General features: G+C 70.5%; 11 protein-coding genes. 5 read left to right on the forward strand and 6 right to left on the reverse strand.

Annotated elements, in window-relative coordinates; all coding sequences use genetic code 11:
• Nucleotides 1-47: 47 nt before the first annotated feature.
• On the forward strand, nucleotides 48-1,079 hold the full coding sequence (locus ACFY9I_RS29440) for a LacI family DNA-binding transcriptional regulator (protein WP_142161462.1): 1,032 nt from the start codon (nucleotides 48-50) through the stop codon (nucleotides 1,077-1,079).
• Between the two features lie 70 nt (nucleotides 1,080-1,149).
• Here the strand turns inward: ACFY9I_RS29440 and ACFY9I_RS29445 are convergent, their stop codons facing one another.
• From ACFY9I_RS29445 to ACFY9I_RS29460, 4 genes are all read right to left on the reverse strand, one after another.
• Nucleotides 1,150-3,504 carry a glycoside hydrolase family 3 N-terminal domain-containing protein gene (locus tag ACFY9I_RS29445; RefSeq protein ID WP_391007045.1) on the reverse strand — a complete coding sequence of 785 codons (2,355 nt, stop codon included), beginning with the start codon at nucleotides 3,502-3,504 and terminating at the stop codon, nucleotides 1,150-1,152.
• An 86-nt stretch (nucleotides 3,505-3,590) separates the two neighbouring features.
• Nucleotides 3,591-4,421, reverse strand: a complete 831-nt coding sequence (locus ACFY9I_RS29450) for an ABC transporter permease subunit (protein ID WP_391007047.1) — start codon at nucleotides 4,419-4,421, stop codon at nucleotides 3,591-3,593.
• Nucleotides 4,418-5,269 (reverse strand): ABC transporter permease subunit, encoded by an 852-nt coding sequence (locus ACFY9I_RS29455; RefSeq protein ID WP_391007286.1) that lies wholly within the window; start codon nucleotides 5,267-5,269, stop codon nucleotides 4,418-4,420. The genes ACFY9I_RS29450 and ACFY9I_RS29455 overlap by 4 nt, the downstream gene beginning before the upstream one ends.
• A gap of 98 nt (nucleotides 5,270-5,367) precedes the next feature.
• Complete coding sequence (locus ACFY9I_RS29460) at nucleotides 5,368-6,540, reverse strand: extracellular solute-binding protein (RefSeq protein ID WP_391007049.1); 1,173 nt, start codon at nucleotides 6,538-6,540, stop codon at nucleotides 5,368-5,370.
• Nucleotides 6,541-7,283: 743 nt separating this feature from the next.
• On the opposite strand from ACFY9I_RS29460, the gene ACFY9I_RS29465 reads away from it, so the two are divergent.
• Both ACFY9I_RS29465 and ACFY9I_RS29470 read left to right on the forward strand, forming a co-directional pair.
• Complete coding sequence (locus tag ACFY9I_RS29465; protein ID WP_344461446.1) at nucleotides 7,284-7,565, forward strand: hypothetical protein; 282 nt, start codon at nucleotides 7,284-7,286, stop codon at nucleotides 7,563-7,565.
• Nucleotides 7,562-7,960: a PIN domain-containing protein gene (locus tag ACFY9I_RS29470; RefSeq protein WP_391007051.1), complete on the forward strand. Its 399-nt coding sequence runs from the start codon at nucleotides 7,562-7,564 to the stop codon at nucleotides 7,958-7,960. The genes ACFY9I_RS29465 and ACFY9I_RS29470 overlap by 4 nt, the downstream gene beginning before the upstream one ends.
• A 296-nt stretch (nucleotides 7,961-8,256) precedes the next feature.
• On the opposite strand, the gene ACFY9I_RS29475 is transcribed toward ACFY9I_RS29470, so the two are convergent.
• Nucleotides 8,257-8,850 (reverse strand): WHG domain-containing protein, encoded by a 594-nt coding sequence (locus ACFY9I_RS29475; protein ID WP_391007053.1) that lies wholly within the window; start codon nucleotides 8,848-8,850, stop codon nucleotides 8,257-8,259.
• A 116-nt stretch (nucleotides 8,851-8,966) separates the two neighbouring features.
• Here ACFY9I_RS29475 and ACFY9I_RS29480 point away from each other — a divergent pair, with 116 nt between their 5' ends.
• Nucleotides 8,967-9,890 (forward strand): zinc-binding dehydrogenase, encoded by a 924-nt coding sequence (locus tag ACFY9I_RS29480; protein WP_391007288.1) that lies wholly within the window; start codon nucleotides 8,967-8,969, stop codon nucleotides 9,888-9,890.
• A gap of 256 nt (nucleotides 9,891-10,146) precedes the next feature.
• Here the strand turns inward: ACFY9I_RS29480 and ACFY9I_RS29485 are convergent, their stop codons facing one another.
• Entirely contained in the window at nucleotides 10,147-11,700 is a 1,554-nt protein-coding gene (locus ACFY9I_RS29485; protein WP_391007054.1) for a TIM-barrel domain-containing protein, read from the reverse strand.
• A gap of 551 nt (nucleotides 11,701-12,251) precedes the next feature.
• Here ACFY9I_RS29485 and ACFY9I_RS29490 point away from each other — a divergent pair.
• On the forward strand, nucleotides 12,252-14,252 hold the full coding sequence (locus tag ACFY9I_RS29490; RefSeq protein WP_391007056.1) for an RICIN domain-containing protein: 2,001 nt from the start codon (nucleotides 12,252-12,254) through the stop codon (nucleotides 14,250-14,252).
• Nucleotides 14,253-14,430 lie beyond the last annotated feature (178 nt).

Consider the following 14,430-nt stretch of genomic DNA (forward strand, 5'->3'; position numbering starts at 1 on the left):
CCCGCTGCCGTTGCATGGCGCCACGTCGCCACGGGAGAACGAGGACAGTGACCGTTCAGGACAAGGGGCAGCTGGACGCGCAGTACGGCCTGCTGACGAGCATCGCCCAGGAAGCGGGGGTGTCGCTCAGCACCGTGTCCAAAGTGGTGCACCGGCGTCGTGACGTGGGCGCGAAGACCCGGTCCCGGGTCGAGGAACTGCTGGAGCGGTACGGGTACGTGCGCTCCTGGGACCGGGAGTCCGCCGCGTCCCGGCAGATCATCGCCGTCTTCCGCGACCTGTCGGGGCCGTACACCCTGGAGGTCGTCCGCGGGATCGTGGACGCGGCCGGTGAGCTCGGCGTCGACGTGGTGACCGGGACCACGAGCCGGCGGTCCATCTCCCAGTGGCTTCAGGAGTGCGTGGCGCTCGGCGCCGCCGGGCTGGTCATCGTGATCTCGATGCTGTCCGAGGAGGACCAGCGGCGGATCGTCGAGCAGCGGCTGCCGGTGGTGCTGGTGGACCCGCTGAGCGCGCCGTCGGCCGACATCCCGAGCATCGGGGTGACGAACTGGAGCGGGGCCAGGGAGGCGGTGCAGCATCTCCTCGGCCTGGGCCACACCCGGATCGCCATGGTCGCGGGGCGCTCGCACTCTCTGGCGGGGGCGGCCCGGCTGCACGGCTACCGGGCGGCGCTGGAGGAGGCGGGCATCGCCTACGACCCGGCGATCGTGGGCTCGACCGACTTCGACTACGACGAGGCGCTCGCGGCCGGCCTCAGGATCCTGCGCGGTGAGCGGCGGCCCACGGCTGTCTTCGCGGCCAGCGACGCCCAGGCGCTCGGGGTGCTGGAAGCGGCCCGGCAACTGAAGCTGCGGGTGCCGGACGACCTGGCGGTGATGTCCTTCGACGACACCCTGGTGGCGGCCATGGCGTCGCCGCCGCTCAGCGCGGTGCGCCAGCCGTTCGAGGAACTGGGTCGCGAGGCCACCCGGGTGCTGTTGTCCGTGGCCGAGGGCCGCCCGCCCGCTTCCCCGCGCATCGAACTGGCCACGGAGCTGGTCCTGAGGGCCTCCACGGCTGCCCCGCCCGGCGAGTGACAAGGCGGGCGGTCCCGTGGAGAGACCGCCCGCCCGCCCGGCGATGTGTCCGTTCCTGCCTCAGGGCCCCTCAGCCCCGCTCGACCACCGCCGGCACCCCGTGCCGCCGCACCACGCTCGCGTCCCGCTGCTCACCGACGAGCTGAACGCTCACCTCGTTCGGGGTGTCACCGCTGGAGGACCCGGCGTGGAGCAGGATCTCGCCGGGCTCGACGATGCGCCGGCCGTCCAGGCCGGTGAAGGCCAGGCGGTCGGTGTGGACGTCGAAGCGCACGGTCGCCTCCTCACCCGGCTCCAGGTGCACCTTGGCGAAGGCCAGCAACGCCCGGACCGGCCGGGTGACCTGGGCGACCGGGTCGGTGAAGTACAGCTGGACGGTCTCGGCGCCGGGGACGGCCCCGGTGTTGCGTACCTTCACGCAGACCTCGAAGCCGCCGTGCGTGGACACGAGTTGCCGGTCCGTCACCAGGCCGTGGATCTCGAATGCGGTGTAGGACAGGCCGTGCCCGAAGGGGAACGCGGGGGTCGGATCCAGGTTGGACAGCCAGCTCTGTCGGTCGCCCAGAGGCGGGTGGAGATACGTGTACGGCTGTCCGGCGGGCGAGTTCGGGATCTGCACCGGCAGCCTGCCACTGAAGTTCGCCCGGCCGGAGAGGAGTTCGGCGACCGCTCGGCCCCCTTCCTCGCCGGGCAGGAAGACCTGCACCATGGCCGCCGTACCGGCCGCGTACCACCCCACGGCGTACGGGCGACCGCTGACGACGAGGAGGACGACGGGCCTGCCCGCCGCGAGGACCGCCTCGACCAGCTCCTCCTGCACGCCCGGCAGCCGCAGGTCCTCGACGTCGCAGCCCTCGCCCGAGGTGCCGATGCCGAACATGCCGGGCTTGTCGCCGACGGCCAGGACGGTGAGGTCGGCCGCGGAACTCGCCTCCACCGCGGCCGGAATGCCGCCCCGCTCCGCGTCCCGTATCGGGCACCCCTGCGCGAACAGCCAGTTCACATCCGGAAGTTCGGCGGCGAGCGCCGAACGCAGCGACAGCGCCCCCACTCCGTTGCCGAGGTCGTCGCGGTCGGAGAGGACGTGGTTGGGGAAGCTGTAGCAGCCGAACATCGTGCGCACGTCGTCGGCGCACGGGCCGATCAGCGCGATCCGGCCGGCGGAGGGCAGCGGAAGACCCCCTGCGTTGTGCAGCAGCACGGCACCGGACTGGGCCACGGTGTGCGCGAGTCGCCGGTTCTGCGGCTTGTCCAGGTCGAGTCGGCCCTCGCGCAGGGCGGGCGGCTCCGGGTCCCAGTCGGGGTCGAGGAGCCCGAGGGCGACCTTCTGCCGCAGCACCCGCCGCACGGCCCGGTCGACGTCGGCCTCCTCGGCCGCTCCGTCGCGGACGGCGGCGACGAGTGCGGCGCCGAAACCACGCTGGTCCGGTAGTTCGACGTCCAGTCCGGCCCCGAGGGCCAGCGCCCCGGCGCCCGGCAGATCGGCGGCCACCCGGTGCGCGTTCACCAGGAACGGCAGCGACCAGTAGTCGGAGACGACGGTGCCCTCGAAACCCCACTGCTCCCGCAGCACACCGGTCAGCAGTCTGCGGCTCGCGGCGGGGGCCTCGCCGTCGACCTCGGCGTACGAGTTCATGACCGAGCCCACTCCGGCGGCCACGGCCCGCTCGAAGGGCGGCAGGATGACGTCGGTGAGCTCGCGGTGGCCGATGCCGACCGGGGCGTGGTTGCGGCCGCCCATGGAGGAGGAGTAGCCGGCGAAGTGCTTGAGGGTGGCGTACACCCCGGCGCCCTGCAGCCCGAGGACGTACGCCTCGCCCATCTCGCCGACCAGGTACGGGTCTTCGCCGTAGGTCTCCTCGCAGCGGCCCCAGCGGTAGTCGCGGATGACGTCGACCACCGGGGCGAGGCCCTGGTGGACGCCCGCGGCGGCCATGTCGGCGCCGATGGCCGCGCCGACCCGGCGGATCAGGGCGGGGTCGAAGGTGGCCGCCATGGCCAGGGAGGTGGGGTAGATGGTGGCGCCGTAGGCGGTGAAGCCGGTGAGGCACTCGTCGTGGGCCATCGCCGGGATGGCCCAGCGGCTCTGCGCCATGATCTGGCGCTGGCGTGCGGCCAGCAGGCGGGCGTGTTCCAGGGCGGCGCGGGGGACGGTGCCGTAGGGGCGGGTGAGCTGGCCGAGGCCGTGCCGGGCGGTCTCGTCGAGGTCGCCGACGCGCCCGAACAGGCTGGTGCCGGGGGCGACTTCCGGGCCGGCCGGTTCGACGTCCTCCCAGGTGCTGCTGAGTTGGGCGACCTTCTCCTCCAGGGTGAGCCTCGCCAGCAGCGCCTCGACGCGTTCGTCGACCGGTCGGGCGCGGTCGGCCCAGGGACGGTCGTCGTCCGCCGGGGAGAGATCGGCGTGGTCCGGCGTGGTGGTCGTCATGCACGACTCCTCAGGGGGGTGTTGCACGGGCATGCCGAGGGCGGCCGGCGGCTCTGTCGCCCCGGCCGACTCCCTACCGGCGTGGGTTACTTGGAGAATCCGGCGGTCAGTCCGGCGACCAGCTGCCGCCTGGCGAGGACGAACACGACCAGCATGGGAAGAGTGGAGAGGACGACCGCCGCCATGGTCGCGGGCACGTTGATGCCGAACTGGCCCCGGAAGAGGGTCAGGGCGAGCGGCAGGACGGCCTTGTCGCCGCTCTGGGTGAGGATGAGCGGGAAGAGGAAGCCGTTCCAGACCTGGAGGCCGTCGTAGACCGCGACCGTCACCAGCGCGGGGCGGGCCATCGGCGCGGCGAGCGAGAACAGCATGCGCCAGTCGCCGGCGCCGTCCACGACCATCGCCTCGAACAGCGAACGCGGCACGTCCCGCAGGAAGCTGACCAGGATCATCACCGTCACCGGCAGCGCGAACGCCGCCGAGGGCAGCACGATCGCGATCAGGCTGTCGTACATGTGCATGCGGATGATCAGCAGGTACACCGGGATGATCACCGCTTGGAGGGGGATCGCCAGGCCCAGGAGATAGAGGCGGAAGGACAGCCGCGACCAGGGATTGGTGTAGCGGACGATGGAGAAGGCCGCCATCAGCGCGACGACCACGGTGATCGCGACCGCCGCCACCGTGACCACCAAACTGTTGAGCAGGTAGGTGGTGAAGCCGCCGTCGAGGACGCTCCGGTAGTTGTCCAGGGTCGGCTGCGCGGGAGGGGCCAGCGGACTCGCGGTCGTGAAGTCGGCACTGCCCCGCAGGCTGGTCACGACCACCCAGTACACGGGTACGACGACGAGCGCGGTCCAGGCCAGCGTGGCACCGCCGGAGACGGTCCGGCGCAGGGTGGTGACGGCGGTGTTCACAGGCCCTCCTGCTGGCTGTCCATCCGGGTGAAGCCGGACAGGCGGGTGGTGAGCAGCGACAGCGCGAGACCGAAGACCACCAGAAGGGTGGCGATCGCGCTGGCCCGGCCCATGTCGTGGGCCTGGAAGCCCGTGATGTACATGGCGAGCGGCAGCACACGGGTCGCGGTGCCGGGGCCGCCGGTGCCTCCGGAGAGGACGAAGATCAGGTCGAAGTAGGTCAACGAGCCGACCAGCATCAGCGTGCTCGAGGTGACGAAGGTGTACTTCAGCTGCGGAAGCGTGATGCGCAGGAAGCGGGTCACGGGACCCGCGCCGTCGATCGCGGCGGCCTCGCACAGGGAGACCGGGATCTGCCGGATCCCGGCCTGGTAGAGCAGCGCGTGGAACGGCGTGAACTGCCAGGCGATCACGAAGATCACCGTGTAGAGGGCGAGGTCGGGCGACCCCAGCAGGGGCTGGGCCAGCCAGTGCAGGCCGGGCGTGGCGCCGATACCGAAGGACGGGTCGAGCAGTGCCTGCCAGGTCAGGCCGATGGCCACGGCGGACAGCAGCAGGGGCAGGAACCACAGCACGGCGAGGAGCGCGCGCAGCCGTCCCCGGGGAGCCTGGAAGACACCGAGTGCCAGGGCGAGCGGCGTCTGCACCAGCCAGCTCACCACCATCGCCTTGAGGGTGAGCCACAGTGCCTGCCAGGTCGCGCCGTCGCCCAGGACGCCGGTCCAGTTGGCGAGGCCGGCCCAGCCGACGGAACCCAGGCCGTCCCAGCGGGCGAGGCTGAGCACCAGCACGCCGACCAGCGGGACCAGGCCGAACAGACCGAACAGAAGCAGGGCGGGGGCGGCCATCAGCAGGCCGCTGAGCCGACGGCGCCGCCCGCCACGGGCCGTGCCCGGCCGCGCCCTGTGGGCCGCGACCGGACGCGACGTACGGACCACGGTGGTCATCACTGCGCCGCCTTGCTCATGTTCGTACCGAACTCCTCCGGCTCGATCTGCCGCAGGAACGACTTGTCCACATTGGTCAGCAGCGGGTCGGCCTGGTCGGAGGGGAGGGCCTGGTCCCAGGAGAGCTGGAAGTTCGGGGAGTCCTGCACCAGCTTGTAGACGAAGGTCAGCCACTGCTTGTCGTCCGACTTCACGGCCGCTAGCTTCGACTCGAGCCCGTTGACCGGCGGCACGCTGCCGGCCGCAAGGTAGGCGTCGACCTGGTCGCCGTTCATGACGTAGTCCTTCAGGTACGTCAGCGCCGCGGTCTTGTTCTTGCTCGCCTTGTTCAGCGACAGGAAGTTGGAGGGGTTGCCGACGATGTCCTTCGGGTCGCCCTTGCCGCCGGGCAGGGACGGGAAGGCGAGGTAGCCGAGGTCCTTCTTCACGAAGTCCGGCGCGGCCTTGACCAGGTTGGCGTACTCCCAGGTGCCCATCAGCTCCATGCCGGCCTTGCCGGTGTAGAGCAGCGCGGTGGAGGCTCCCTGGTCGTAGTTCACGGAGGAGGCGTTGTCGCCGAAGGCACCGGCCTTGGCGAGCTCCTGGAGGCGGGTGTTGGCCGCGGTGACCGCCGGGTTCTTCCACGCGGAGGCGTCACCGGAGGCGATGGTGTCGAACACGTCGGACCCGCCCTCGCGGTCCAGCAGGTACTCCAGGTACATCAGCGTCGGCCACTTCGAGTTCGCGGCGAGGGATATCGGGGTGACGCCGTCGCCCTTCAGCTTCTTCACCGCCGTGAGCAGGTCGTCGTACGTCTTCGGCGGCTCGACGCCCGCGTCCTTCAGGACCTTCTTGTTGTAATAGAGGACGACGGGAGCGAGACCGTTCGCCGGGACGCCGTAGACGTCACCGCTGAAGGTGGCGCTCTTCAGCACGCTGGGGGTGAAGCGCAGCAGGTTCACCTGGGCGTCGGTGACGGCGGCCACCTTGTCCGCCTTGACGTAGTCGTCCAGCGCGCCGCCGCCCCAGTTGAAGAAGAGGTCCGGGGCCTGGTTCGCGCCGAAGGCCACCCGCAGCTTCTGCTTGTAGTCGTCGTTGGCGAACAGCCGCAGAGTGATCTTCTGGTTCGGGTGGTCCTTGTTGTAGGCGTCGACGGACGCCTTGAGGATCGTCTGGTCGTTGAGCGCCCACATGGTCAGGCCCTTTGACGACGAACCCGAGGACGAGCCCGCCGGCCCCGAAGTTCCGCATGCGGAAAGGGACATGGCCGCCGCTACGACGATCGCGACACCGATCCCCCGTCGCACTCTCGGAATGATCGCCCCGTCTTTTCCGGGTGCCGGAAATCCGCGCATGATCTGCCTCTCTTCTCTCGACATGCCGTATGCATGCGTCAGGCAGATGGGCGGCTGGTGCGAAACGCTTTCGGACGCCATCGCCGTGGTTTGCCTGCCTGCTGGACCGGGACACTGACACGGAATTCGCGGCGGGGACAAGGAGGTGAAATTCCTCAGTTACGAAACATTTTCGGAGGTGGGCGGCGACGGGAGGTCGCCGCCGGGCCCGATGGCCGGGTGCGCGCCGAGCGTGCGAAGCACCACAGCGTGCGCGCGACGGTGCTTGGGTGGGCTATATGGCTCTGACCAACGCAGCTATCTGGTTCTCGGGATGGTCGTGTTGATCGGATCGCACCGCTGTTGACAGTGGTTTTCCGACCGCACGGACGCGGAGGGCACGGAGTTTCGGAACGGGGGAGGCCGGCGCCCCTGAGGAGACAACTGCTCACGGTCCGTCCGGTGCGGAGATCAGCCGCTGAAGGCGGCGTCGCGGCTGCACAGCACCACGGGCCTCCGGCACCGGGTTCCTCCGGCCTCCGGGCAGAGCCTCGTGGTGCACTTGCCGCCCGCTATGCCATTTTCAATGGCATACTCGGGGTGTGGCTGATGACGACGTTGACTTCCCGCCCGGCGACGGCCCCACCAGCGGTATCTCCGTCACCCTGACTGCCGGAACTCTGCAGGCGATCCGTGACCGGGTCGGCAAGCGGGGCGTCTCGGCGTATCTGGAGAAGGCGGCCCAGCGGCAGATCGAGCGGGACAACCTGGACGAGCTGATCGCGGACTTCGACAAGGTGCACGGCCCGGCCGACCCCGAGGCCGTGGCGGCCAAGCGTGCTCGGCTGACCGGCGGCGCTTCAAACTCTGGGGCGGCTGCGTGAGCGGTGCCCTGGTCCTGGACAGCGAGGGCCTGGCGAAGGCCGTACAGCGTGATCGGGAAATCCACGAGTGGCTGACGGCGGCTCGCGACGCGGATCTGCCCGTGATCACTTCAGCTGCCGTGCTGGTCGAGGTGATCCACCCGAAGATCAACGAAGCCGCACTGAAGTGGACCCTGTCTCGCCTGAGTGTCGAGCCGGTGACGCAAACTGTCGCGCAATCCGCTGCCGATTTGCTGCGCGCAGCGGGGCTGCACGGCCACAAGTACGCCATCGACGCCATGCTGTGCGCGACCGCCCTGCAACATCCCGGCCGGGTGACGATCCTGACGTCCGACGTAGAAGACATCGGACTGCTCACCGCCGAGCATCCACGCGTGAGCGCGGAGAAGGTCTGAGCCGAGGCGCCTTGTAGTGCAGGCGACGCCTGGAGTTGAGAGCTGAGCAGAAAGCCCTCATAGCAGGAGCACATGCAGAAGGGCGGAGCTGCGGCCCCCCGGAACCGCTCTCGGGCCCGACCTGTTACGTGGATCAGGAGCCTGCCTTTGTACCTCCATGTCGGGCGGCGGGATGTGAACTCACGGTCGGATCCGGGTCCGGCTCGCCCCGCACCCCGGTGCAGCGGTGCGGTCCGTTCCAGGGGGCTGTCACTTTCGAAACACACCCCAGGCCGACATTCCGGCATGGAACCGCGTCACCGGCCGGGCCGTCGTGCGTCGATCAGTGCTCCGACCGATGTGCGGACGCGTGCGTCGACCGCGGCCGGGGGGTCCGTCGGCAACTTGCCCTCCAGATAGAGGAAGGCAAGCCCGTGGAGCAGCGCCCAGCACGCCACACCCAGGGCGTCGGGGTCGGCGTCGGGGCGGGCGCGCGCGGCGGCACGGCGGACGAAGGCGTCCACGTCCGCCGCGGCCGCGTCACGCTCGGTGTCCGCGGGGGTGCAGGAGGTCCTGAACATGATCCGGAACAGAGCGGGGTGTGCGAGCGCGAAACGTACGTAGGCGACGGCCAGGGCGGCGAAGTCGTCCGGGGTCACGGCGGCGGGGGCGGCCGCGGCGAGACAACCGTGCAGTTCCCGGCAGCCCTGTGCCGCCAGGGCCGACACCAGCGCGTCCTTGTCCGCGTAGTGCCGGTAGGGAGCGGCCGGGGACACGGACGCGCGGCGGGCTACCGCGCGCAGTGACAGTTCAGCTCCCTCCTCCAGCAGTTCACGGGCCGCCTCGAGGCAGGCGGCTCGCAGGTCGCCGTGGTGGTACCGACCCCGGGGGGAGGTGGTGGACGTCGCCATGAGCTCTCCTTTCGCTTCCATCATCGCAGCAACGGCGGGCAAAGTTGACGCTGCTTACATCTCGAGATTAATGTAAGCGCCGTACACATTCTCGGAGTGAAAGGCACGTGCTGGTCATGAAAGCGATCCTCGCCCGTACGTACGGAGGCCCCGACGTCCTGGAGCTGACCGAGACCGACACCCCCGAGGTCGGCGCCGGCTCGGTGCTCGTGCGGGTGAAGGCCACCGCGGTCAATCCGGTCGACTGGCACATCGTCGCCGGTCACATGGACGGCCTCCTGAAGGTCGCCCTGCCCGTCGTGCCCGGTTTCGACGTGGCGGGCGTGGTCGAGGCCGTCGCCCCGGACGTCACCGAGTTCGCCGTCGGTGACGAGGTCATCGGCTACGTCCGCACGGAGCAGGTGCAGCACGGCACCTACGCGGAGTTCGTCGCCGCACCCGTGCACACCCTGGGGCGCAAGCCCGCCTCGCTGGACTGGGAGCAGTCGGCCGGCCTCCCGCTGGTCGGGCTCACCGCGCTGCAGGCGCTGGTAGCGGTGGGCGCCGGGGCGGGGGAGACGGTGCTGGTGCATGCCGCGGCCGGCGGCGTCGGCTCACTGGCCGTCCAGATCGCGGTGGCGCGGGGCGCCCGGGTCATCGGTACGGCCAGCGAGCGCAACCACGACTTCCTGCGGTCGCTGGGCGCCGAGCCCGTCACCTACGGCGAGGGTCTGGCCGAGCGGGTGCGGCAGTTGGCCCCCGAGGGGATCGACGCCGCGGTGGACTGCGTGGGCGGTGACGCCGTCGCCGTCTCGCAGGAACTGCTCAAGGACTCCTCGCGAGTCGCCTCGATCGTCGACCAGCAGGTATCCGCGAAGGGCGGGCACCACGTGTTCACTCAGCCCGTCAGCGCGGACCTCGAGGAGCTCGCCACGCTCGCCGACGCCGGCAAGCTCACGGTCCACGTCGACCGTGTCCTGCCCCTGGTGGAGGCGGCCGAGGCGTTCCGCCTCAGCCAGACCCGGCGCGTCCGGGGCAAGATCGTGCTCGACGTCGGCTGACCCGGCATGGCACCGCCCGGTGTCGCGGGAGCGGGACTCCGCGGCACCGGGCCGCGCGACCGCCGTACGACCGCCACGACGTGGCCGCCGACATGCCGCCACGCAACGGCTGGGCACCCTGCCGTTCCTCTTCCAGTACGACGCCGGCCATCTCGGCTCCCACGAGCCGCCCTTCAGCACCGCACAGCAGGCTGGGCGGCAACGGGAGGCCACCGCCGGGCCCGATGACCTGCTGCGCGCCGAGCGGCGGGGGCCGTCACGCGTCGGCGAGACGCTCGAAGCGCGGGATGCGTGCGAGGTCGCATCGCACCGTCACGGCTGTGGGGCCCTCGACGACAGTGCCGTCGTCGCCGCGCCAGCGGCCTGCCGGGAAGGCGACTCTTCGCTCGGTGGCGCCCTGCGTGGTCACCGGCGCCACGATGAGGTCCGGGCCGAGGAAGAACTGATCGCGGACGTTCTCCAGTCCGCTCGCGTGGTAGGCCATCGGACGCACGATCGGCTCACCGGTCCGGGCGGCCTCGTCCACGAGGCCGATGATGAGCGGCAGGAGGGACGCGCGGACCGCCAGCGCCGCGTGCACCGCGGCGAGATGGGCGTCGTCGAGAACGCGGGAGGGCCTGACGGAGAACTGCATCATCGGACTCAGCGCCGCGATCTGGGCGTACCGGACGAAGAATTCCTGGTCCGTCGCCCCCTGCTCGCCCATCGCCACGATCTCACCCCCGCCGATCATGTCGGGGCAGGTGAAGGGGTGGCCGATCATGCCCTGGGCGAGCATCTCGGGGATGAGCGACTCGATCCCGGCCGTGCCCCACCGGGGCGGCTTGTCCTGCAGCCGCTGCCCGAGCGGCTGACCGCCCATCCGCCAGCACGCCCGGTACTCGTTGAACGGGTAGCGCAGTCCCACCCGCGCCCACGCCTCGCACAGGTCGACAGGTTCGGCCGGCGTGGCCGTGAGGTCGTCGGCGCGGTAGTCCCGTATGTCGCCGGCGTCGAACTTGAAGCCGTCGACGCCGGTCTCGGCCATGAGGGTGTCGAGGTGGCCCGTCAGCCAGGCGGTGGCGGCGGGGTCGGTGAGGTCGAGGAGGGCGCTGAACCCGTTCCACCACCGGCGGATCGCGGTGTCGCCGTTCCGGTCGCGGATCAGCAGCCCCTTGCCTTCGAGTTCCCGGAAGGCGGCGGAGTCCGGGCTGACGAACGGGACGACCCACACCATGACCGAGAATCCCCAGTCGTGCAGTTGCTGGATCATCGCCGCCGGGTCGGGGAAGCGGGCACCGTCGAACCGCCAGGTGCCATAGCCCGGCGACCAGCAGTCGTCGAGCATCAGGACACCGGGCGGCATCCCGGCGGCCAGGAGATCGGCGGCGAACCGCAGGACCGCCTCCTGCGTGGGCGTGTAGGGGAGGTCGATCCACGTGTTGTACTGCGGCCCGGTGAACAGCTCCCGCGCGGGCGCCCGCCCCGACGGGGGGAAGAAGTGGCGCGCGGCCCCCTGGTACGCCTCCCGCAGGGTGGCGCCGGCCTGCCAGACGTGGACCTGTCGTCCCGTCACCCGCAGCAAACCGCCCTCGCGGCCATCAAACGCGAAGGTGAAGGGCCGGTCCGACCAGATCACGCGCCCGTGCGTCGACACCAGGAGCGGGCTGCTCTGATTCGACGGCGCCCCGTCACCGGACTCATGCCGTAGGGCTGCACCGAGATCGCGTACGAACGGTTGCTCGCCAAAAGGCATCACCAGGCCGTCCTCCGCGGCGCCGCCCCACCAGCGCTCGCCCGCCTCGAGGATCAGCTCCACTTCGTCGTCCACGGTCAGTTCCTCGAGACCGCCCACGGGCGGAGCAGGCACAGGGTGGGAGGACATCATCACGACCTTTCAGCGGGAGGAGGGAAGCCCGCTGTCGACGATCACACAAAATCCAACGCGTTTCGACAGAATCATTGACGATCCCTCGTCCCAGCTCTACTTTCTGCTCGACCCACCGAGCCGCGGTCGGTATATCGGACGGTGGTGGATGCCGGACAGGCATGTCCTTCCCGGACCCTGACTCGCCGACCGCTCCCTCCCCACACGCCTTCCCTGGAGAGCAGATGAGCGCAGGACCCACTGTTCCCGGACTCACCGACGGCTCGGAGTGCCCTTCCGGTCCGACAACCCGCTGCACCAGGCGCGGGCCTGGCCCTGTGCATCGCCCGGTCTCCACCTGCATCGAGGGCATGGACGCCGCCTTGTCCGACGTCTGCTGACGCGCCGGGACCGACCACACCGCCCGTGCCCCCACCGACCGCCGTCAAGGCCCTTCGCTGTCCCGGGCCGTCCCTGAGGCCGGTTTCCCTTCCACCTCCCCTCTGGAGAGCCGCATGTCGCACACCCCTGCCCGAAGGTGGGTCAGACGGGTCACCGCCCAGGTGATCGCCGCCGGACTCGCCGTCGCCGGTCTGGCGAGCCTCGACCGGCAAGAGGCGTCTGTTCCCCTGGCCGCCGAACCGGCCGCCGTGAGCACCAGTCAGATCGGCGTCACCCCGCCGCCGATGGGCTGGGCGTCCTGGAACACCTTCTTCAGCAGCATCGACTCCAACGTCATCAAGCAGCAGGCCGACGCACTGGTCTCCTCCGGGATGGCGGCGGCCGGCTACAAGTACGTCAACCTCGACGACGGCTGGTGGCAGGGCCAGCGCGACGCCGACGGCAACATCGTCGTGGACGAGAACCTGTGGCCCGGCGGCATGAAGGCCATCGCCGACTACATCCACAGCAAGGGCCTGAAGGCCGGCATCTACACCGACGCGGGCAAGCAGGGCTGCGGCTACTACTACCCCACCACCCGACCCGCGGCTCCCAACACCGGGATGGAGGGTCACTACCAGCAGGACCTGGAGACCTTCCAGCGCTGGGGCTTCGACTACGTCAAGCTCGACTTCTGCGGCGGCCGGGTGGAGGGCCTGAACCAGGAGACCACGTACAAGGCGATCTCCGCCGCGAACGAGGCCGCCTCCGCGGTCACCGGCCGCAAGCTGGTGCTCTCCTTCTGCGAGTGGGGTTCCGGCCTGCCCTGGAACTGGGCGACCGGCTACGGCGACCTGTGGCGCACCAGCGACGACGTCCTCTTCTACAAGGAGACGCCGGGGCTGACCAAGATGTACCGCAACTTCGACCAGGCCCTGCAGCCCTCGGCCCAGCACACCGGGTACTACAACGACCCGGACATGCTGATGGTCGGCCTGAACGGCATGACCGCCGCCCGCAACCGGCTGCACATGAGCCTGTGGTCCATGGCCGGCGCCCCGTTGCTGGCCGGCAACAACGCGGCCACGATGACCACCGAGACCCGCGACATCCTCACCAACCCCGAGGTCCTCGCCATCGACCAGGACCCGCGCGGGCTCCAGGGGGTCAAGGTCGCCGAGGACACCCGGGGCCTGCAGGTGTACGGCAAGGTGCTCTCCGGCACGGGCAAGCGCGCTGTGATGCTGCTGAACCGCACCGGCTCCGCCGCGAACATCACCGTCCGCTGGTCCGACCTCGGCCTGACCAGCGCCTCCGCCACCGTGCGCAACGCCTGGACCCGTACCGACGCCGGATCGTTCGCCACCGGCTACACCACCTCCGTCCCCTCGAACGAGGCGGTGCTCCTGACCGTCTCCGGCACCGAGGCCACCGGCACCACGTACGAGGACACCACCACCGCCACCACCCCGACGTTCAGCGGCGTCACCGCCGGCACGGCGGGCACCAAGCTGGTGGACATCACGTACGCCAACGGCGGCACCACCACCCGCAAGGCCACCCTTCAGGTGGGCGGCCAGTACAAGTACATCGTGGCGTTCCCGCCGACCGGCTCTGCCACCACCTACCGCACCGTGTCCGTGCTGGCGAGCCTGGCCAAGGGCAGCAACACCGTGAGCTTCGCCGCGGTGTCCGGCAGCACCGCACCCGACATCGACGCCCTCCGCGTCCAGAGCATCCCCGGCACGGACGGTGCCGCCCTGGTCGGTACCGCGTCCGGCCGCTGCGTGGACATCGACAAGAACACCTACGTCAACGGCACCCAGGCGCAGATCTGGGACTGCTCCGGCGGTCGCAACGAGACCTTCACCGAGACCTCGCGCGGTGAACTCGTCGTCTACGGCAACAAGTGCCTCGACGCCGAAGGCGGCGGCACCACCAACGGCACCAAGGTCATCATCTGGGACTGCACGAACGGCACCAACCAGAAGTGGACCGTCAACTCGGGCGGCACAATCACCAACAACGCCTCGGGCCTCTGCCTGGACGCCTCGAACGCGGCGACCGCCAACGGCACCAAGCTGATCCTGTGGACCTGCACCGGAGGGGCCAACCAGAAGTGGACCCGCACCTGAGCCCCCCGGCAGGGCCCTGACCACCCGCCCATCCGGCGTCAGACCAGGACCGACTGCCCACCGAAGAGGCCGACACGGCACAGCACTGGTCGCGGGGGGGGGGGGGGGGGCCCCCCCCCCCCCCCCCCCCGGGGCCCCCCCCCCGGGCGCCCCCGGGCCCCCCCCCGGGGGGGGCGGC

It is taken from the genome of Streptomyces sp. NPDC012510 (genome assembly GCF_042955065.1).
GTDB lineage: Bacteria > Actinomycetota > Actinomycetes > Streptomycetales > Streptomycetaceae > Streptomyces.